At 57.4% G+C, this 21,780-nt stretch carries 11 protein-coding genes and 3 pseudogenes; 5 read left to right on the plus strand and 9 right to left on the minus strand.

What is annotated here, in order from left to right; translation table 11 throughout:
* Positions 1–832 precede the first annotated feature (832 nt).
* Positions 833–2,497 carry a class I adenylate-forming enzyme family protein gene (locus IVB01_RS19360; RefSeq protein WP_247494751.1) on the minus strand — a complete coding sequence of 555 codons (1,665 nt, stop codon included), beginning with the start codon at positions 2,495–2,497 and terminating at the stop codon, positions 833–835.
* 1,498 nt (positions 2,498–3,995) lie between these two features.
* Here IVB01_RS19360 and IVB01_RS19365 point away from each other — a divergent pair.
* Positions 3,996–5,000: a 3-hydroxyacyl-CoA dehydrogenase NAD-binding domain-containing protein gene (locus tag IVB01_RS19365; RefSeq protein ID WP_247494759.1), complete on the plus strand. Its 1,005-nt coding sequence runs from the start codon at positions 3,996–3,998 to the stop codon at positions 4,998–5,000.
* Between the two features lie 125 nt (positions 5,001–5,125).
* Here IVB01_RS19365 and IVB01_RS19370 read toward each other — a convergent pair.
* The 4 genes and pseudogenes from IVB01_RS19370 to IVB01_RS19385 form a co-directional block, all read right to left on the minus strand.
* Positions 5,126–5,446, minus strand: a pseudogene (locus IVB01_RS19370) (transposase); the annotation flags it as partial.
* Between the two features lie 17 nt (positions 5,447–5,463).
* Positions 5,464–6,027, minus strand: a complete 564-nt coding sequence (locus IVB01_RS19375) for a transposase (RefSeq protein WP_346659341.1) — start codon at positions 6,025–6,027, stop codon at positions 5,464–5,466.
* A 338-nt stretch (positions 6,028–6,365) separates the two neighbouring features.
* Positions 6,366–7,590: pseudogene (locus tag IVB01_RS19380) on the minus strand (IS256 family transposase).
* Positions 7,591–7,719: 129 nt separating this feature from the next.
* Positions 7,720–8,063, minus strand: a pseudogene (locus IVB01_RS19385) (transposase); the annotation flags it as partial.
* A gap of 694 nt (positions 8,064–8,757) precedes the next feature.
* Here IVB01_RS19385 and IVB01_RS19390 point away from each other — a divergent pair.
* Positions 8,758–10,356, plus strand: coding sequence for a class I adenylate-forming enzyme family protein (locus IVB01_RS19390; protein ID WP_247494752.1), 1,599 nt, complete (start codon positions 8,758–8,760; stop codon positions 10,354–10,356).
* A gap of 1,364 nt (positions 10,357–11,720) precedes the next feature.
* On the opposite strand, the gene IVB01_RS19395 is transcribed toward IVB01_RS19390, so the two are convergent.
* Genes IVB01_RS19395 through IVB01_RS19410 form a run of 4 tightly spaced genes read right to left on the minus strand, consistent with a single transcriptional unit; the run spans position 11,721 to position 16,487 of the window.
* Positions 11,721–13,253 (minus strand): lyase family protein, encoded by a 1,533-nt coding sequence (locus IVB01_RS19395; RefSeq protein ID WP_247494753.1) that lies wholly within the window; start codon positions 13,251–13,253, stop codon positions 11,721–11,723.
* Positions 13,186–14,397, minus strand: coding sequence for an ATP-grasp domain-containing protein (locus IVB01_RS19400; protein WP_247494754.1), 1,212 nt, complete (start codon positions 14,395–14,397; stop codon positions 13,186–13,188). Before IVB01_RS19400 ends, IVB01_RS19395 begins: the two co-directional genes overlap by 68 nt.
* Positions 14,394–15,446, minus strand: a complete 1,053-nt coding sequence (locus IVB01_RS19405; protein ID WP_247494755.1) for a pyridoxal-phosphate dependent enzyme — start codon at positions 15,444–15,446, stop codon at positions 14,394–14,396. Before IVB01_RS19405 ends, IVB01_RS19400 begins: the two co-directional genes overlap by 4 nt.
* 9 nt (positions 15,447–15,455) lie before the next feature.
* Positions 15,456–16,487, minus strand: a complete 1,032-nt coding sequence (locus IVB01_RS19410; RefSeq protein WP_247494756.1) for a hypothetical protein — start codon at positions 16,485–16,487, stop codon at positions 15,456–15,458.
* Between the two features lie 975 nt (positions 16,488–17,462).
* Here IVB01_RS19410 and IVB01_RS19415 point away from each other — a divergent pair.
* The 3 genes from IVB01_RS19415 (at position 17,463) to IVB01_RS19425 (ending at position 21,255) form a co-directional block, all read left to right on the plus strand.
* Positions 17,463–18,652 (plus strand): IS3 family transposase gene (locus IVB01_RS19415; protein WP_247494757.1). Its coding sequence is split into 2 segments (ribosomal slippage): positions 17,463–17,712 and positions 17,712–18,652, totalling 1,191 coding nucleotides; the frame shifts between segments, so codons are not numbered across the junction.
* Between the two features lie 449 nt (positions 18,653–19,101).
* Positions 19,102–20,169, plus strand: a complete 1,068-nt coding sequence (locus IVB01_RS19420) for a lysine 2,3-aminomutase (protein ID WP_247494761.1) — start codon at positions 19,102–19,104, stop codon at positions 20,167–20,169.
* Positions 20,170–20,691: 522 nt separating this feature from the next.
* Complete coding sequence (locus IVB01_RS19425) at positions 20,692–21,255, plus strand: aminotransferase class III-fold pyridoxal phosphate-dependent enzyme (protein WP_247494758.1); 564 nt, start codon at positions 20,692–20,694, stop codon at positions 21,253–21,255.
* Positions 21,256–21,780 lie beyond the last annotated feature (525 nt).

The following is a 21,780-nucleotide window of genomic DNA, read 5'->3' on the forward strand; positions in this document are numbered from 1 at the left end:
GCCGCGTTCACAGGCCGAACATATGACCGCACCGCCATTCCTTGTTCAATCAGAGAAAGACCTTGCAGCCCGGGCCGTTCCACATATGAGTCAGAGCCCCTTTTGGATGCCGATAGGGGGTCCCAGTCGAACGCCGATTGACAACTACGGCAGGCCGCACAATTATCCAGCGCTCAACGGCTTCTACCGCGACGTGCGTCGGACGTGGATACGCTGTCTGAGACGGCGCAGCCAGAAAAGTCGGCGCATGGGTTGGTCGGAGTTCGAGATTGACGGCACGCTTCCGTCTGCCCGTTCCACGCATCACTCGCACTTGGGCGCAGGCGCGGATATGACGCGGGTTACCCTCGGGAAGAGCCGGGTGCGGGAAATCCGCCCGCCCGGATCTGTGAGGGCGAAAGCCAAATGGCTGAGCTACTCGACCACGACCCGTCGCGTCCCAAGTTGGCGACGCGTCCCGAGCCGCGTTACCGCCAATCCGCATCTCCCTCCATCAGGCGAATTCCGGATCGGAACTATTCAACTCGGCATGGCGTAGTTGCTGGTTCTAGCGATCAACGCTTAGCAACTCACGACTTGCTCGCGCGAGTTGGCCTGTGGCATGGTGTCCGACTTTCGAAAGCCTCTGCGAGCCGCAAGACGTTCGCGAGCAGGACATTTCCTTGCTGGGCAAGTATCGATCCCGGAGGAAATTGGACGCCATAGATCGGCTGATCGCGATGCCCGCCCACTTGCGCCTAGGGCGAGAAGATGGGGCAGGCGGCGGGAATCCTCAATCACCCAGAAATGGTAATGGCAAAGCTATAGGCGAACTGACCGAAAGCATTTGGCTTCACCGCCAGCGCTTCTCCTCACCGTCGTAGGCGCCCGAAAGCGGATCACTGACGGCCACCAGCTCACGCTTGAGCACTTTATTACTGGACGCCGTTCTAGGAAGTGCCGAAGTAAAGGCAATGTACCGCGGCACCTTGAATGCGGCGAGGCGCGCGCGAGCGTGCTCGAGAACGCGTTCCACCGACAGATCGGTCGGCTCGAAACCTTCCTTGAGCTCGAGGTAGACCTTGACCTCCTCGCCGCGCATATCATCGGGAACGGGCACCGCCGCGACATCTGCGATCTCAGGAATCTCGCGGATGACGGTTTCCACCTCGCTGGCGGAGATGTTTTGGCTCCAACGACGGATCATATCCTTCTTACGTCCTACCACCCAATGAAAGCCGAGTTCGTCGCGGCGTAACAGATCACCCGTCTTGAACCACTCCCCCTCGAAGTACTCCAGTTTTGGCCGATTCCAGTAGCCTTTCATGATCCCTCGGCCCTTTACCCATAACTCGCCGACATCGCCGACCGGCGTGGGTGAGCCATCTTCGTTCATCAACCGCAGCTCCCGAAATGGGGAGCGGATCCCTACCGAGCCGGAATCGTACATATCCTCCAGGTCTTTAGATAGTTGCGTACCGTATCCAATTTCTGTCATCCCGTAGGCAGGAACGCCGCCCACACCAAACTGGTCACGGAATCGGCGTATCGTTTCACCACTCCAGCTGTCGTACTGCGAGACCTGCTTCAGGCACCTCGGTACGTCAGCGGCTGTTTCTGCTATCAGCATGGGCATCGTGCACCACTCGATGCAGTACGCCTTGATCCAATTGAACAATCGCGACGAGCTCTTTTCCGGCGACACATAGAGCGTGTTGTCGGACGCTACATACAGCGTGCCGCCTTGTCGATATGACTTGAGAGTGTACCATGGCGCCAAAGTATAGAAGAAGTGCGACCAGCACAGATATCTCTGGTACGGCTGATAGTCCAAGTAGGCACAAGCATACGAGCTCACGCCCCAATAATCGTGCGTCAACATGCAGCCCTTCGGGAAGCCAGTCGTGCCTGAGGTGTATTGGATGTTCAGCAGGTCGTGAGGGAGAACCTCCTCGTCCACCGGCTTATCCCCAATGCCTTTAACCAACTGATCTAGGGTAGTAGCCGCCGGGGAGGCGGGCTGCCCAACGAGGAGGACACGCTCCCTAGTGAGGTCACGCGGCCAAGGGTCCATCGCGGAAAATGCCGGCCACGCGGACTCGTCGACGATGGCGCATTGCACCTGGGTATCGTTGAGAACATATTCGATCTCTCTCGCCGTGTAATGGATGCTGATCGGGACAATCACGGCACCGAGCTTTGCGAACGCGAACCACAAGATCGGGAATTCGATGCGATTTGGCAGCATCACGCCGACGCGGTCCCCCTTTCGCACTCCAAATGCGCGTAGCGCCTGTGCATGGATGTTTGACCTACGGTCCATTTCGGCGTAGGTCGCTCGCTCACCGCGTTGGAAGAAGTCGATCGCTGTGATCGAACCGTGTGTTCGCGCCCGCATCGAAACCAGCTGTCCGACGGTGATGGATTCATACGCGGCTTCAAGCGACTCAAGCCTGTACAAGCATTTTGTCACGCGCTCCTGCAGCTCGCTCGGTGTCGATTTCGTATGGTGCGTCATTGAAGCATCTCGCGGGTTAAGAGGGCAAACGTCGGGCACATGGATGAAGGCGCCCTTCTCGTCCAGGGTATGTAAGAGCATCACGGAGAGCTACGGTGTCTTCGTGATAAGAGTCCCCACGTTACCAGCAATCCGCATGCCAAAAAAAGAGTACGAGCCCCGCTTGAAGAGGCTCAAATTTGTGTGCTTCGATGCTCTATCGGGGGAATCTTACACGTTCGTGTCAGGCTCTGAACCACACGTCCTTAAGTCGACGCGGCTGAATACGACAACAGGGCGTTTGAATGGCGTGTAGGCGCGGCTCAATGACCAAAGGCAGTGATAAATGCGACAATAACTCGGCCTCGTAATTCGGGTCTAGCAGCAGATGAAATGAACCCCGGTCTTGGGGAGTGTATGCTTAGTTGGAAAGGCTGCTTCGTTTGATAGACAGCGCCCATTATGACGACGAGCACGGTGCCCAAGATGCCACGAGTTTGGAACCGTTTCCTCAGTGTATTTACTGTTGCACCTCGTGGCTATCGCCGCTTTTCGGATTGCCTTCATGCCGGAGCGGTAAATCGGAAAATGGAACAGTTGCGCCCAGCACCTATTCCGGCTGGCCGCACCGTCAGCGACGTCACTTCGTCACGCTCATCATTGCCAATGTCAGAATTGCCAATGTCAGGGCGCAAATTGCTAGGTCGTTATAAGGCTCCGTCCCTGTGTGCCTCCAACTTTGGCAAATGGGCCGCGCATCTACTGTTACGAAACTGTGACTCAGGACATTAAGCATTAGTGGCTTCTCTTCCTTTTCGCGCCGCTTGTAAGACTAGCGAAGGAGGGGCTGATCGAGACTACCTTGCTTCGAGTGGCACGCGGATTGCTGGACTAGGGACTACCCTGCCGCCTGTCGACAGGAGTTCCCTGAGAGAGCGCTCGATTATCAATGTCAGGTGCTGTTTACGCTAGGAAATCGAAGGCCGTGAACTTCATGCAGATATCGTCATCCCGCTTTCCTCGACGCAAGTCTAGCTTGGAGCGCGGAGGGAGGAAGCAAATGAATCCGAGGTGTTCATCGCTTTCGCAATCACAGGGTGGCGGGAGTGCGGATCAGATCGAGCCGTATGCCATCAAAGCAGTAGCGGCTGCGGTTCACATTAAAATGCGCGATTTCGGAACCCGGCGGGGCTCGCGAAATAGTCAGTTGGTCAAGAATGGGTCCAGCACATCCAGCAGTCGGATCTAAAATTCGGTGTTCAATCTTGCCGGGCTCATGGTCGGCGAGCTCCTACTTGGTGGAGTGGCCTCGCCGATTTAGTTCGATAGGTAGCTGGCACGACGGTGAGCTCGCTCGGTCGGCTAACAATGCCTACCGTTCGCGCAGCGGGAGGATCAAGGCCCAGCTGCCGCAGCGTATCGAGGGCTTCGGAGTGGGTGAAGAGCTCGAAGGAGGTGCGCGAGAAGGTCAAACTCCATTTTCATCTCTGAGAGGCTAAAGTTCATGGCTGAAAGTTCTATGTTAGTGTCCAATAGGCTACCGCGGGCAGTCGGACTGCTGGGGACTGGGGTAATCGGCAGTGGGTGGGCTGCACGCTTCATCCTCAACGGAGTAGACGTGCGGGTATATGGTCGGTCTACTGGTGCGGTCGAGCGCGTACAGGAGCGGTTAGCAAAGGCGCGGCGGGCATGCCGGCGATTAACGGGGGTACCGCTGCCATCCGAGGGATCGCTGTCAGTGGTGAAATCGATAGCAGACGCGGTCCAGGAAGTGGAGCTGGTGCAGGAGTCTGCCCCGGAGTGCCTGGAAGTCAAGCAGCAGCTACTCGCGGAAGCCAGCAGGGCGGCGGCCCCTGGCACGTTAATCTGCTCCTCAACGTCAGGTTTTCGTCCGTCGCTGCTGCAGGCGAAGACGGAGAACCCGGAGCGCGTGCTCGTCGCGCATCCGTTCAACCCGGTGTACTTGGTGCCCCTCATTGAATTGTGCGCAGGACAGCACACCGCGCCAGAGGCCGTGGCGCAGGCGGCCGAGATCTACCGGGTGGTGGGGATGCACCCGCTTTTCGTGCGCAAAGAGGTGGAAGGTTTCATTGCGAACCGGCTGCAGACGGCGGTGTGGCGTGAGGCGCTGTGGCTGGTACATGATGATCTGGCCACCGTACAGGAGATTGATGACGCGGTCCGATACTCATTCGGACTGCGTCAGCCGATTTTTGGACCCTTTCTGACTTACTTCGTCGGCAGTGGGCAAACTAGCTTCCGTAGCTTCTTAGAGAAATGGGGGCCTGGGCAGAAGTCATGTTCGAAGCTCGAAGAGGTGCCTGAGTACACTGATGCTTTCCTGCACAAACTCACCGAGCAGTCAAACGCGCGGGCATTGACCGAGAACCTAACGATTTCCGAGTTCGAACAGAAACTCGACGAGGGTATCGTCGCCGTGCTGAATGGATTGCGCTCTCTGGATTACGGTGCGGGTGAGACTCTCTCGCGCTGGGAACAGGGCCTGCGCGACCGTGTCCCGTAGCTCATTACCGCGTCGGGCGCGGCGCCAGCGTGCAAGTGCTCAGGCTGAATAGCCATCGGAGTTGCTAGAGCGCGATTGCGTCATGTTGAAGCGTATCCGGCGTTGACGAGGTAGTTGGCGCATTCCTACGGCGTGAAGCAATCCAGCAAGACGCCGATGCGCTTCCAGGTTGCCTCTACAGTTCGCTCGGCTGCCTTTCGGGGCAGGGTCTTGAGCTTGGAGAAGACTTGCTCGATCGGATTGAGGTCGGGGCTGTAGGGCGGCTGGAAGAACAGCTTTGCGCCGGCGGGGCGGATGGCGCGCCGCAGGGTCTTTCCCTTGTGGCTGCCAAGATTGTCGATGAGGACAATGTCGCCGGGTCTGAGGGATGGCACCAACACCTGTTCGAGATAGTCCAGGAAGCTTTCGCCGTTAATCGGCCCGTCGACCACGCAGGGAGCGCTGATGGTCTATGGGCTGGAGTTCACAGCCGAAGGCCTTGGCTCGCCGATGCAGATTGTTGATGATCGCGGTATCGGGGTTCGTAGTAGAACGCGCCGGATCTACATAGTCCATCCCGTGTTGCACCGCATTGTAGAATAGCACTGCGATCTTTCGCGCCGTAGCGGTCACGGATTAGGCCTTGCCAATGCGTGCCGAGAGCCGTCTGTAGAAGGCGCCTAGCTGTATCGGTTCGTTCCACGGTTGCCGCAGCAAGCCGCAGCAGCGCCGCAGCCCGATTCCCCGAGCGGCGCGTGCGCGCAGAGAGCACTTTGCCACCGGGGATCTTGTTGCTCGGCGCCAAGCAGAGCCAGGACGTAACGTGTTTTGCGCTCGGCCAAGCGGAGAGGTCGTCGCCGCACTGAGCGATGAGCTTAAGCGCGAGGTAGGGGCCGAAGCCATTTATCTGGGTAAGATCCTTGCCCGGGAGCGCGAAGAGCGCTGCGCGAACATCAAAAAGCAATGAATTCTGTTGCGGGGATCTGTTCTGACGGACCGCAGGTAATTTACCTCCTTTGCGACCGCGACGGACGCTCAGTTCCTTCAATACGGCCTCGATCCGAACCTGGCAGGCAAATGCCTTCTGTTAGTACGTGTCGTAGAGAGGGAGGGCCTGTTCGAGAGCGAACAGGTGCTCAACGCGGTGGCTACCGGCGTGCGCTTTCTCAATCGGGGAGTGTCAGGAGTTTTGTGTAAGGGATTTCTGTGACGGGTGAAGTTGGTCTCCAAGCATCAAGAACGAGGCATCGGCGGCATGGCGGGCAAATTTGCTTGGCCGTGCCGAGCGGTCAAGTCCCGAAGCCGCGCAGCGGCGCGCCGCAGGCGCGGGACTTGACGGCGACGGTGCGGACCAAGCGATCATGAACGCTGCCGTGATGCGGTTTGTCATCGCGTTGTTCCTGGAAAACGGTCGCCGAACTGGATGGCGAACTGGCTCATCGCGGCGGTCCATTCGACGGCGCGCCGCAGCGCAGGCCGGCATTCTTGATTGCGAGATAGAGCAGTTTCAGCGCCGCATCATCGTTGGGGAAACTGCCGCGGGTTTTGATGATCTTGCGCAATGAGCGGTGCAGCGCCTCTACCGCGTTGGTGGTGTAGATCATCTTGCGAATGCCCGGCGCAAAGGCGAAGAACGGCACGACGTAGTCCCAGGCTCTGCGCCAGGCGGCGTCGATCGCCGGATAGCGCTTGCCCCATTCGGCCTCGAACTCCTCGAGCCGGACGCGCGCCGTGTCGGCGTTCTCGGCGTGGTAAATCGCCTTGATCGCCGGCAGGATCGCCTTGCGATCCTTCCAGGACACGAACGCCAGGCTGTTGCGGATCAGGTGCACGATGCAGGTTTGCACGATGGTCTGCGGAAACACCGAGGTGATCGCCTCGGGAAAGCCTTTGAGCCCGTCGACCACGGCGATCAGGATATCGTTGACGCCCCGCGCCTTGAGTTCGTTGACGACCTTGAGCCAGAACTTGGCGCCTTCGGTCTGCTCGATCCAGAGCCCGAGCACGTCCTTCTCGCCGTCCGGATTGAGCGCCAGCGCCACGTAGACGGCCTTGTTCTTGACTAGGCCTTCGTCGCGGATTTTGACCCGCAGCGCATCGAAGAACACCACGGGATAGACTGCCTCGAGCGGCCGGTTTTGCCATTCCCGCACCTGGTCGAGGACCGCGTCGGTGACCCGGCTGATCAAGTCGGGCGAGACCTCGGTGCCATAGAGTTCGGCCAGGTGGCCCTGGATCTCCCGCACCGTCATGCCGCGGGCATACAGGCTCAAAATCTTGTCGTCGAAGCCGGTAAAATGCGTCTGCCCCTTGGCGATAAGCTGCGGCTCGAAGCTGCCGGCGCGGTCGCGCGGCACCGCAATCTCGATCTCGCCATCGTCCGTGAGCATCGTCTTCGAGCGTGCCCCGTTGCGGCTGTTGCCCGTGCCACGGCCGGCCGGGTCGCCCTCTCGTAACCCAGATGCGAGCTCAGCTCGGCGCCCAGCGCCCGTTCGATCAAGGCCTTCTTCAGCTGTTTGAATAGCCCATTCTCTCCGGTCAGGTCCTCGGGCTTCTCGTAATTGGCAAGCAGTTGATCAAGCAGTTCAGCGGTGATTGTCGAATCAGGCATGTGAGTCTCCTTAAAGGTAAACTCACAGAAACCTACTTACACATCCTTCCTGACACCCTCTCTCAATCGTCTTGATACTCGCGTGGTAACGCGATCACGCATGCGCGTCAGCACTGCCGGATTGCGCTAGCCGGCAAGGATCGCGCGGATAATCCGCAAGCCGGTCGAACCGGTAATATCGGTGAGTTGCACGTTCATCTCAGTCAAAGCTTTCTGCATATGTTGGATATGAGAGACCCCATACTCCAGCAGACGCTCACGCTGACGCAGGTAGACACGCAACTCAGCTATATGACCTTTCGGCCGAAAGCTTGCGCGCAGAAGACCGAAAGCGTGAAGTCGCTGCAGCCCACTGCGCATCATTGACGTCTGTGTTGCGACCGGGCACGATGTTTGGCATCGCGCGCATTGACAATGAACACCACAAACCCACGAGCGTCGAGGAGCTCAAAGATCGGGATCCAATAGACGCCGGGCCGCCATCGAGTCCACGCTCTCGCGCTCACCCGCAAGATCAATCCCGTGCAATAGTCACGGACCGGTTTCGTTCGCTCCGCGTAACCGATTGCACTGCCAAGCTCCGCAAACTGCGCGTTTCGCTGTCCCCCAGCTAATCGAGATTCATCGCGCCGTCCGCGTGCCAAACATCGAATCTCTACAAATGTTTGATTCTCGGTCGCAAATGACTGCGACCGGTTGACTCAGTAGTACTAACCTGACGCTGGAGCGCGACAGTCTGCCGCAAGACCGAAGGCCTGCGCCTCTCACGCACATTGTGAGCGCTACTCAGCCGGAAGCCGCGCCTGCTGCCCCTCGATAGAGGGCATGGCGACAACGCGAGGGCCCGACGTGCCCTAAGGACGTTCGAGTTTGGCTGGTCGCCTCTGGCCAGACACCCCGTTAGCTGTGCCCTTTGTGCCAAGTCCGGTCTATCAAAATGGAGTCCCACTCGTTACCAGGGTTGATAGTGTCTCAATTCGTTATAATGACGTACCTTCAAATTTTAGGTCGCCTAGTTCGCTATGGTGCTGGCTCCGGCGATCAGCAGGCCAACGGATAGGTCGCGTCCGTTGGGTAGCGTTGCTTTGTCGAACTGAACTCAAAGGTCCAATGATGCCCAGCACAATACTGAAACACAAACAGTTGCGAGAGCGCGTCGAGAATTTGATGGGCAAGATCGAGGCACTCGAATCCGCTTATGAGACGATGACGGTCGGTCAACTTGTTTCAAGGAGAGCAATAACGCACGGATCAACGACAGCAATCGACGTTTTCGAGCGCGGTGAACGCGCGACCTACTCCGAAATGGACGAATTGTCCAACAAGTATGCATGCGTGCTCCGCGTATTCGGCATACGAAAGGGCGATCGCATTGGAGTGATGCTGTCGAATCGCCTTGAATTCCCGATCCTATGGTTTGCAATTGCAAAACTCGGTGCGGTCATGGTCTCGATAAACATGCGCTACACGCCGAGAGAGATAGAATTCATCTTGAGCGATGCACAGGCCAAGTTCGCGATCGTAGACGAATCCGCATGGTCAGTATTCTCAGCCATGACGCCTTGGCCGGCATATCTCACCAAGGAACGAGCAATTGTCGTTGGACAGCCGGCCGGCAAGGTAGCCACCACCCTCGATGCATTGCTCAAAGGCATCGACAGCTCTTTGGTGGAGGAGGATATCCGTCCCCACGACCTGTTGAACATTCAGTATACTTCAGGCACGACAGGGTTTCCGAAAGGTTGCATGTTGACGCACGACTATTGGAGTGTGTTCTCATACCAGGCGGCCGCGTGGGACGAGCAGCAGTACCAGAGGTTTCTCTCTGGGCAGCCCTTCTATTATGTGGATGGGCCATGGCATCTTCTGCAGACGTATCGACAGGGTGGTACGCACTACCTGGCGCCGCGGCTCAGTTCGACTCGATTTGTTGGTTGGCTCAAGCAGCACTGCATCGAGTGGTGCCAGTTTCCAGAGCTGGTGGCGCGTCAGGCGGAGGCCACCGATGAAGACGGAGTGACATGCCTGAAGCAAATCCTGAATTGGGGCTGGGGTCCTGATACCGTGCGCCGGTTCCGAAAGCGGTTTCGAGTGCGCACGCAGGAAGCTTACGGGATGACAGAGATCGGCTTCGGCACCCGCATGGCGAACGAACTCGACGAGTTGGCCGACTCGGGTTCAGTGGGGATTCGCGCACCTTTTCGGGAGCTCCGACTGATGAACGAGGATGGCAGCCTCACGCCCGTTGGTGAGATCGGCGAACTGTGGGTGAGGGGGCGCGGAATGTTCAGCGGTTATTGGAACAATCCGGAAGCAAACGTCGCCTTGTTTGAAGGCGAATGGTTCAAGACCGGTGATCTGATGCATTGCGATGAACTAGGTTTTCATTGGCTGGTGGGGCGCACGAAGGACATGATCCGCCGTTCGAGCGAGAACATCGCGGCACGCGAGGTAGAGTCGATCATTCGTGAGCTTCCCGAGATTGCGGATGTGGCTGCTGTGCCAGTTCGCGATGAGAAGCGGGGTGAGGAGGTCAAGATTTACGTCGAGCTGAGACCAGGTGTCACGCCAGACGATTTGGCCGTGAAGCGCATTCTCGAGCACGCCCGGGCGCGCCTTGCCGTCTTCAAGGTGCCGCGGTACATAACGTTCAGTCCGGCGCTTCCAAGAACCACGTCTAGCAACAAAGTGCTCAAGCGTGAGCTGATGGCCGTAGCCGATCCGCTTGCTGGTGCTTACGACGCAGAGGAGAGGCGCTGGCGCTGAACCGTTCTTCACCCAATTGGCACAGATACCAAAGGCCTATCAGGACTACCTCCTGCGGCTTCTACCCGTAACGCTTCTCAGCGAGGTGCGATCGTCCTCCGGCAATAGCAACCACTTGCCTGCCCTATCGGCAGAGCCACTGCGAACTTCGCCGCCAATGGATGGTTATCGACTTAGCCCCTCTCGGCGCCGCTACAATAACGCGCCACGCTCCGAAGACTCGTTTGATTTGGTAGCGACTCAAGGGAGTAGCCAATTGTTAGTTCGCTTGAGCCCGTGTCGCCGAGCTCCCCGGAAATTGCACAATCTCAGTTTGATCGCTGTCGCGCGAGCACAGCTGAGCGGACCGTTGATATCCTTGCTCGATAAAATGGAGCATGAGATGCAACGGTGAATATCTTCGGGTAGATTGCAGCTGGCCCAACCGTGTCGAATCGTCGATCCGTACTCTGATGAAACCGATAGGGCTAGTCTCATGGCAATTCACGTAGGCTCTACGACGGGCCACTTCTCTGCTAGGAGCAACAGTCGACGGACAACATCCGGTCATCGTCGGAGTGGGCGATCGATGTCATCGAGGCGCAGCGATCTTTTCAGTCGTCCTGCGCCCAGAGCACAACTCAATTCCCCCTTTTTGGCAGACTTGAAGAAACGCTGTCTGAGATGTTGTGCGCGCGTGTGATCGCCGTTTCCAGTATTGGGCTCGCTAAGCTGAGCGGGATGCTCATCCTAGCGTCGGGTGAATTGGCGGGCGGAAGGGAGTTCTCGCTTGCCTGTCAAAAGCAGTGGCTGATGAACCACGGTTAAAACGATCACCTACAACGACATCGACACTGTCGAGCGGTTGTGCTGCGAATATCCGGTGGTGGCATATGTCTGCTACGGTGTTTACTCCATGAGAGAGTTTTCGTCGATCAAGGATCTGCGTCAGCTTCAGGAGCGCCATAGGCTCTTTCCTTATATCGACGTTGCGCATTGGTATATCGGCCTTCGGACGCCCGGGCGAAGGATTCGGCCGCCCTCAGTCCCTGCAATGTCTAGCCGAGCGGAAGATTGTAGCAGGGTCACTGGCGAACCGATTCGGCGCATCAGGCGGAATGTTGATGCTTGGAACGGCCGGCCACGAGGCGTTGTTTTGACGACAACTCATTCCGATGCTTGTTCGGTGGCACTCAGTCTAGGGGCGATTGGCTGGGCTTGGGTCGTACAAAATTCATCGCTCGGCGAAGCAAGGCGAACGGTAGGGACGATTGGGCAACGGGTCGACCTCACCGGGCAAGAAAGCTCACTTCCGATTAGAATGACCGTCGTTGGATCGGAGATGAATGCGCCAGCAAGTCTCAATCCTCTCTCCTGTCGATCGGCTAAAGCGGGCGCTGATTGAGGCTCGCGATTGCAGACCGAAGTTCCTTTCGGGCGCGGTCCCAACCAGCATCGAGATCGCGAAAAAAGGCGGCTTTTCGGTCGATGGCATTTTCGAGCTCGTCGAGCGCTGCTGCAACGGCCCTCGGGGCCGGGCCTCCCCCTGCTCGAGCTGCTCTAGCAATTGCCCTCGGAGTCGGCGAAATTTCGGGATTAAGCATCTCGCTATCTTGCGCAATCGCCAACAAACTTGTTGCGCCACGTTCGATAGCAATCGTAACTAGTTGCCCGACACGATTGTGAGCGGCTCGAAAATCGAGACCATGGTCGATAGCGAGGTGGGTCGCCGTTTCCATGGCATTTACGAACGAGGTTTCGAGCATTGCGGATGCTGCGTCTTCGGCGATGATCAAGCCCGAGAGACACAGGCGGATGAGGCGCGCCGCCGCAATGGAATGGTCGATCCCAGGCCAGACATTGCGCGTAGCCTCCGTTCCGACCGCGACGCAGTTCGTGAAGGGCGTGCTATGCATGGCCGTGACTGCGGCTACGAAACAGCCAACGATCCCGCCTGCTTTTCCTTGGACCTGCTCGAGAAGGAAGGGGTTGCGCTTGTGTGGCATAGCAGAGCTAGATCCGACTAGTTCGTCTGGCAGAGTGGCTAATCCGTGATCGCCGACCCACAGCAGCAACGTCTCGGCAACGCGGCTTAGAGATGATCCTAGAATCGCGCAAGCTGCCAGGACGCGAAGAACCAGGTCTCGAGAGGCCACGCTGTCAATCGAGTTAAGTGGCGGGCTCGAGAAGCCAAGCAGCCTGGCCGTCAACTCCGGGAGGATGGGCAAGGTCGTGCCGCCGCCGGCGCCGGCCCCGAGGCAGGAAAGGTTGAGAATCGGATGCACGGCCACAAGCGCATCTAGATCGCGCGCGAGCACGCTGGCGAAGGCCGTCAGATGGTGCGCAAAAGTGGATGGCAATGCTGGTTGACGGTGGGTGTGCAGCGGGAAGACGGTCTCAAGGTGCTCGCGAGCCAGACTGCACAGCAGTCGCAGAAGCCTTAGTAGTTCGTCTGACAACTCTTGATACGGCGTTCTCAGCTTCAGTTTCAACAGGGTCGCATTGATATCGTTTCGGCTTCGGCCAAGATGTAGATTGCTGGCTTCGTTGCCAATTACTGAACGGAGATGATCCTCATAAGCGAGATAGGAGCCACGGGGGGCGGGGCGACCTGCAATGCTCTGAAAGGATTCAGCTTGCAGTCTGTCGAGCTCGGTCAGCACTTTTAGGGCGAGAACGCGGTCGATCAATCCTACTCGCTCAAGCATTATGGCCTGGGCGCGATCGATATCGGCGTAGAAGGGTAGCTCGTCCTTCGCTGCACGCTGTAGATCACTGTCAAAAACGATCTCGCTGGCTTCAGGATGAAGAGTCGATTTGATGCGGCCTGTGCTCTGCAAGGATATCTCCTCATGCACCAAGGATGAAAGCGACGGCAGCTTCGGCGCGCCGTGCAACAGAAGCAGGGTCGTCGCCAACTGCAATGACGTGACCGATCCGGTCGCGGAAATCGTTTTGACGCCTGAACTGGATTGGGAGAGTTTGGTACAGTACGAACTCCGTCACTCCGAAGCGGTCGACGAGCTGCTCGCAATTCGGAGGAAGGGCGAAAAAGCCGTCACGCTCCGGAACGATGAATCGTATCGAGCCGTGTGCGTCTCTGGTAAAAGCGGGCGAGGACATCCCGAGCAGGCTACGGAGGACCGCGAGCACCGGGTCAAAACCCGTTGTGTAACGAAAAAGGGTGGGGATCGAACCGCCAGCAAGGCGTGGATTGACCTCGATTACCGTGACACAATCCTCGCCGACCCGGAGTTCGACATGAGCTGGTCCTTTCACGTGCCCGAGAACTTGGATGGCACGAAGCGCCTCATTTTCGATCTTCCCGCGCAACCTGAACGAGATCGGCGCTGGTATATCATGTCCAGTTTCAACGAAATGCGGCAAAGGTCCAAGGTGTTTGCGCGTTACGCCGATAATCCTGCTATCGAGAATCTCGACTGAATACTCCTCGCCGGCGACATACGACATAAGAAGAGCACTTGGCTGGATAGGGCGGCCACGCACGTCATTCGTGGTCCGGAGTAACTTGCGCAAAGCATCATTCGCGCCTGTTTCGGTGTTCGCCAGGGTGACACCGATGCTGCCGGTCCCGTTGATCGGCTTGGCTACTGCAGGTAACCCGATTTGCGTGATCGCGTTGCCGATATCGCGCTCCGCTCGCACTGTCGCGCTATAGGGAACGCCGATACCTGCCATCCGCAGGGCGGCGGCCTGGCGATCCTTATCTTGACAAAGCGCGATTGCACTCGGATCCGGACCGCTAAGCCCGAGCCGCCTGGCTTCCAGCGCTGCTGTGTAAAGGTAGAAGTCGCTGGAAGTAGTGAGCAGCGCAATCGGCATGTTCGTTGCGACGCTTGCGATTACACCTCTAACGTCGGTTTCTGAGGACGTGTCGCAAGTGCGTAGCTCGAGGCCCGAAATGCGACTCAGAAAGGAATAACGTTCGGGTGACGCCGTAACAAAGATCGGAACAAGCCCAAGCTCTTGTGCGCGCAGAATAAAGTCGGCGCCCGAGCCCGTCGTGTTGGATTCGATGAAGATCGCAGCTGAGTTGGTCACTTGTGTATACTTAAATTGGGGGAAGATTGATCACCCGTTACCGTGGTCAACGAGCGACGGCTCCAGTTGAAGCGGCACCAGCCGCTATCAGCATGAAGCGGGTGATGGACAAGGACAGGCTCGGTCGCGGCGAGTGCGGCCTGATAGCCGTTGGCGGACATCCACGTGGGATCGTAAACGTTGTGCTCATAGCGATTGCTGTCGTCTGGAAAGACGGCGAGCACCTTGCTTTTGGTATAGCGCTCGGCGTACCACTTAGCGACGAGATAGGCCGCCCCGCTCGTCGGCCCACGCCTTAACGAAGTTTCGCGATGAAGCCGGTGCGCAGCCTGATATGCTTCGTTAGCGCCGAGCCAATGGATTTCATCAAAGGCTTCGTGGAACAAGTTGCCTGGTAGAATGCTGTTGCCGAGCCCCCGCAAATCACGCCGACCCGCCGGTTGGCCGAACAAAACGCTACCGAAGGTGTCGATCCCGATGAGTTTCATTTCGGGAAAGAATGCGCGACAATAGCGGGCAAGGCCACAGGATGAACCTCCGGATCCTACAGTTGCGACCAGAATGTCGATCTTGCCGAAGTGCCTTATCGCTTGCTCAGCTGGGCGCGCATACGAAAGATGGTTGCCGAGGTTGTCGTACTGTCGTGACCAGATAGCTCCGGTCCGATCCATAAAGTCGAGGAGCGCCTTTTTACGAAGCTGCTGGACGTTCGCGTCGGACGCTGTCGCCTCGACGAGGTGAACTTCAGCGCCTAACTCCTCGATCGTGCGTTTGAGGGGGGGCTCGATGGCGCGGTCGCCGAAGATGTGTAACCTCAGCGAGAACTGCATGCAAACGATGGCGAGACCGAGAGCCATTGTTCCGCTCGACGTTTCGACAATCGTCGTGTTGGAATCGATTGAGCCGTCGCGAAGGCCTGATTCGATGATGTTGAAGGCAGGAAATACCTTCATGACCCTGAAATCGATCGCCGCCAGGTTTTCTGGCCGCAGTGAAACGATCTTGAGAGGCGCATGGGCGTCGATGATGTCGGAGAGCGCGTGCGCCATCGTCTATCCTCAATAGGGAGTCGAGAAAGTGCGGAGGATATCGAAGCCAAGGCGACCGATCGCGGATTTAGCCTCATCCAGTCGGCTGCGAAGGTCGGCTAAATGCGGGTCGAAGATCAGGCCGGCGACCGTACCGCTATGGGCAACAACAATACCGGCCGATCCCGTGTCTTCCTTGATGCGGAGGAGTTCGTCAAACTTCGGCTTCTTGAGCGGATTCTGCAGGGCGGTCTTGCTCTGTATCGCGGAGAAAGTCGCCACGCGACCGGCGAGTGCGACGCTCTGCTCTGCGATCGCACGCTCCAGGACGGCCAATGCGCAGCCGAAGGCGGCGATCTGATCACGTGAGTAGCGCGCTCGCGGTAGGCGGTCGGTCGCAATGCCCCCATTGGCCGCGCCGGTGTCAAACCCTAAAATGTACATTTGTGGGAGAGGGCCGTTAAATAGTTGGACAACTTTTCCCATTCGGTGAGCGAAAAGAATGGTGCTGCTTGTGCAGTCGAACATCAGCGAGTCGCACGCATGCTCAGCCGCCACCGCAAGCTCCGCCTGAAGATGGGGCGCCAGAACCACCCGTGATCCCCGATAGGCTGCGACGCACTTAGCGATCGCACGGATAGAGGCCACTACGCCGCTCGTCGACGAGCCCATGCCGGCGCCTTCCGGAACAAAAGTCATGACCTCAAGAGTGGCTGCCATATTCCTCAATCCAAAAGCATCGAGGGCAAGTCGAGCGGCGAGCTCACATTTGTAGAAGTGACTTGGTGTCATTTGGATGCCGGTGCGGCCGACTTGCGGCACAAACTTCCCGATGCGGCTCGGCTCCAACGTCGCACGGGCTTCCGACCCATCGACGTGCGGCATGTGAACTGAAACGAGCGCGCGCACCGTGCGGCGGTCCACCCCTTTCTCGATGGCGAAAGCCCCCTGGAGCAGCTCGCCGAAGTGAGGGGGGCAGGTTGCCACCCCGCATGGCTTCGCGACAGATTGGGAGCTGGCAATCCTGCCGTCCCCTGGAGTTCTTGAAATCATCTCCATCATATCGCTGCTCTACCGCGGCCGCGAGAACGAGGAGTGCGCGGCTTCCGTTGGAGATGGCATAGAAGTCGATGGAAACGGTATTTCATCCTGTGATGTCCGTTATGAGAGTGTCATAGAAATCAACCTAGAGCGTCAGCTGCATCACTGCCGTCTGATTACCTACGTGGATAGAAACCTCAATCCATCATGCTCCGTAAAACGATGTCTTTTAATCTATGATTGTGGCCATGACGGCGTCGGGCTCTTTGGTGACCGCATGCTGCGCGTCGTAGCATGCCGGACGGACTTAATGGATTGGTATCCGAACATTTAGCAAGGCGTACAGATGCGCGCACCTACCAACAGAGGGAGTTCGCGCGTCCGAGCGCGTTCGGCGGCCGTCGGAACATACGAACATGTCCGATAAACACTGGCGTTGCCTGGCTTTCACGTCACAATATTGAACGTCGAGCAGCGCGTGATCGGATCGAAGCCCAATTCTGCAATTACATCTTCGTTGCAGTTATTGGCGTGCGAACTTGACTTGGAAGATCGCCAGTAACGGGTGGGAGCGCTGATTGACTCTGTCGGCTGCAGCCGTACAGTAGAGGCAGCGAGCAAACTACGCACATCTTCAAAGAGGGTGGTCCGGCAAGACAGAGCGGAGTCATTTTCATATCGCTTCAGATGTGGTGGGAATAGTGCTGTCATGGTTCCCCATCCAATGTCTGCAGACCGATTGCGCCTGTTCGAATGCCTCCTTTTTGCCTGAGCTCAGAAATCGCGCACAGTTAGGCGGCTCGTTCTCCGCGGAGAAGCGCACGCTCTAGGCAGCTTCTATTTCGATCCGATCAGCTATCCGTTCGCGGTCACCGGTCTCATGTGACGAGTACGGCCTCCTCCTTACGCTCTAAGCTCTGTCGCAGCGAGGATGACCTTGCCCCACGGGCTTAATCCAGTTTGAAGTTCGTTCTGGCCCCACGCGAGGACCGGAGCATGAAGCGCAGCCGTTTTTCGGAAGAGCAGATCATCGGGATTTTGAAGGAGCACGAGGCTGGCATTTCAGTTGCCGATCTGTGCCGGAAGCACGGTGGCAGTGACGCCAGTATCTACAAATGGAAAGCCAAATTTGGCGGGATGGAGGTCTCAGAGGCCAAGCGGCTGAAGACGCTGGAGGATGAGAACACGCGGCTGAAGCGGCTTTTGGCCGACGCCATGCTGGACAATGCGGCGTTAAAGGACCTCCTGGGAAAGAAGTGGTGACGCCCGCGGGGAAGCGGAAAGCTGTCGCCCATCTCGTGGACGCCCACGGGATGAGCGAACGGCGGGCGTGTAAAGCCATCGGCTGTTGCCGCATGACCATCAGATATCGGACGACCCGGGCGGACGACGCGGCCCTACGCCAACGCATGAGAGCGATTGCCGAGGTGCGCCGTCGCTTCGGCTATCGGCGCCTGCATGTTCTGCTCAAGCGAGAGGGCTATCTGGTCAACCACAAGAAATTCTTCCGGCTCTACCGGGAAGAGAAGCTCGCAGTGCGGCGCCGTGGCGGCCGCAAGCGAGCAACTGCGACCAGGGCGCCGATGATGGTGCCGATGGCCCCCAACGATCGCTGGTCGCTTGACTTCGTATCGGACCAGCTCACCGATGGCCGCCGCTTCCGCATCCTGACCGTGGTCGACGACTGCACCCGCGAGTGTCTGGCACTGGTGGCCGACACCTCGCTCTCCGGCGCGCGGGTGGCGCGGGAACTGGACCGGCTACTGATTGAGCGCAGCAAGCCGAAAATGGTGGTCAGCGACAACGGCAGCGAACTCACCAGCAACGCTATCCTGACCTGGGCCGATCAGAGCCGCGTCGCACGGCACTACATCGCGCCGGGTAAGCGCATGCAGAATGCCTTCATCGAGAGCTTCAACGGTCGGCTGCGGGATGAACTGTTGAATGAGACGCTGTTCACGTCGCTGGCCCAGGCCCGCATCGCGCTCGGATGTTGGCGGACCGACTACAACGATGCGCGACCACACTCGCAGCTCGGATGGAAGACGCCCTCCGAGTTTGCCATCACATGCCACCCGCGACGGGATCTGGCGCTGCGCTATGTCGAGGGCTCCGCGCCAGCTCCCGTCGCTACCGCCGCCCAACCGGGCAAATCCACCCGCCAGGGCGAACTCAGGACTGGATAAAATTTGGGGGCAAGGTCAAGGAAGCTCTCCTTCTTGTAATCCTCGAACGTTCGGGCCGTCGCCTCTGATCGGTGGGATCGGCCTGACTTGTCAAGCGGTCGATGGTAGAAGCGAGTGGCTCATCGGAGTTATGTTCAATTGAGGACATCCTGTTTGAAGCCCGACCAACCGGCGACAACCGTTTACTCGACAGCCTGGGAGGCGCTTCGAGACCGCTGTGTTACCTCTGATGGAGGCCAAGTCTTATTGGCACGCAGATTGCTGGGGAGGCTGAGGAATTACGTCATTGCGGGACGATCTCGCTCCGTTCCGAAGGAGTTCAAATGAAACACTCTCCGTTCACTCAAATAGCTGACGCGGGCAACGCACCAGGCGAATTGACGGCCGCTGGAGATCTCTCGCCTCCGTTGTCATCCGCCCAATCAGAGCCATGCCGCCGCACTGTGGTCATGAGATTTATAGAAGGCGATCGCAGGGTTGAGGAGACGGAGCTGCAAGCCCGTAGCATCACACGTCATCATGTCACAAAATTCTACCGCCAGCAGATCGCCAACAGTGGTTACTACGAGCAGCTAGAACGTATTGTGGAGCCCTCAGTGAAGGAGCTCGATAGTCCGGGCGTTCTGGACACGAGTGGCGAGCATGACAACACCGTGGTGCGTGGACTTCAGCACAAGTACGCACAGACCGGATTGCTGCTGGTGACCAACCGTTGTGCCTCATACTGTCGTTTTTGCTTCCGCAAGCGACTTGTTGGCCGAGAATCAGGCGAGATCGTACTAGATGTGGCGCAAGTTGGTCAGTACATCAGCTGCCATCCTGAGATGACAAACGTGCTGCTGTCGGGAGGCGACCCGTTTGTTCTTAGTACGGCAAAGCTCGACGAGATTCTTGCTCATCTGCTCTCGATTCCGCATCTAGCTTCCATTCGAATCGGCACGAAACTGTTCGCCTTTGAGCCAAAGCGCTTCGAGGATCCCGCTCTACCTGCTCTCTTCCAACGAATACGCGATGCCGGGAAGACCGCGGTGGTTGTCACGCACTTCGATCACATCGGTGAGATCTCGGTCGATGCTGAGCGAAGTATCCGATCCTTGCGTGCACAAGGAGTTCAGTTCCTCAATCAATCTGTGCTTCTTGCAGACGTAAATGACAATCCGGAGATCTTGGCAGATACTTTTGCAAAGTGCCACCAAATCGGCGTCCGCCCCTACTATCTCTTTCAAGCAAGGCCGGTGAAGGGTGCGTCCCATTTTCGGGTCCCGCTTCGTCGCGGAATAGAGATCGCGAACGGCGTCAATCAACGTCTGGCGGGCATAGAAAAGACCTTCAAATATATCATGTCGCATTACACCGGGAAGATCGAGATTCTTGATCTTGGTGATGATGGACGAATATATATGCGATATCATCAAAACAAGATCCCTGACAAAATTGGAAAGGTCTTTTCGAGGCAATACGTCGAGACCGCTTGCTGGTTAGATGATCTGTCGGAGGATGATCGATTGAAGAACTAGAGGGATGCCGCGGGAAGACGTGAAACACCTCCGTATCGGTCCGGGGGAGGATCAAGCCAAGGGTCAGTGGATCCTAGGATGCGGCCTCATCTACTCCGCTGCAAACAATTTACCGTCGTCATCCAAGAACGGGACGCAAGTGGTCTGCGGTAAATGGGCGAATTAGTTTGGGAACATATGCTGTCGTGCCGAGTGAGCCGGGTTGATCGCTGTTGTAGGATCGCAGTGCACGAAGGCTAGGTAGCGAGCGGGATGAAATGCGAGACTTGAAGTCGCTAGAATTGAACAGCCACCTTGATACGACCTCTCCGGCCAATTTCAGTCGAGCGCCGGTTCCATTGCTTTGACGGTGGATGGCCGGAGGATTATCGACTTTTACTCAGAAGGCGGGTCGCTAAACTATGGCCACAACAACCATCAATTCAGGGATGCTATTCTCCAGTATCTAACGTCAGATGCAGTGGTCAACGGGTTCAACATGGCTACTTCCGCCGAACTAAAGTTTGTGGATACATTCCTGTCGTGCTTCGCGAAGGGGGTTTGCTGCCATATCATTTCGAGTTCACTGGACCAAGTGATGCCAATGCCATTGACGCAGCTCTAGAGCTCTCACGCAAAGCCACAGGACGTCAGGAGATCGTTTTCTTCACCTGTGGACAGAGCAGCGTGGGTCCGGGATCCATCGCTCTGGGCGGTGGCAGGCTTCGCCGTAATGCCGTTGACGTGTCCCTACGCGGACTTACTCTTGCCCCGTACGACGACTATCTTGGACGCGTCGGTAGCACAACCGACTATTTGCAAAAGGTGCTGCTTGATCAGTACATCGGCATTGATCTTCCGGCGGCCATTCTGGTCGAAGCTGTACAGAGAAAAAGGGGCATGAACATCGCTCGCAAAGAGTGGTTGCTGTCTATCCAGACAATGGCGAAAGGGACTGGCGCCTTTCTGATACTAGACGATAGGGAAATGGGCTGTGGCCGGACAGGCCAATTTTTTAGTTTCGAATTCGCAGGCTTGTCGCCGGATATTATAGTGACGTCGAATTCTCTCAGTGGCTGTAGTCTGCAGTTGTCAATGCTCTCTTGATTAAAGATGAGATCGCCCACAGGTGGTCTGTACAGCGTGCCGATACAGAAAGCGACCTCGCGTTTGCAGCTGCAACGGCTGCCATAGATATTTATTGGCGCAACCGCATCTTTTCGGAGGAAGTACAGCGCATGGGAAAACTTGCGCGCCGCCGGCTCGATGCCACTGCATCATACCAGGGAGACAGTTCTTCTGTTCGGGGGAGGGGGTTGGCGCTAGGATTTGCTTGCCGGAGGTCGGAAATCGCGGAAGCGACCACACGTAACGCGTTTCGCCAAGGGATTATTTATTAAATGATGCGCTTTGGCTGATGAGGTCATACAATTTTTGCCGGCACTCACGATTGACAGCGAGACTCTCAATCAGGGCCTTGACATATTTGAGGAGGCCTTGGCAGAGGCTCTAAATTGAAGAGGGAAGTTGAGACGTATCGCTCCGGCGAGGACCGCCTTGCCCGCGGTTTGATGGAGGGTGAAGACTTAGGCGTATGACTGACCATATGCCGATGCCGAAGGTTTCCCGACT

Source organism: Bradyrhizobium sp. 164 (assembly GCF_023073715.1).
GTDB lineage: Bacteria > Pseudomonadota > Alphaproteobacteria > Rhizobiales > Xanthobacteraceae > Bradyrhizobium.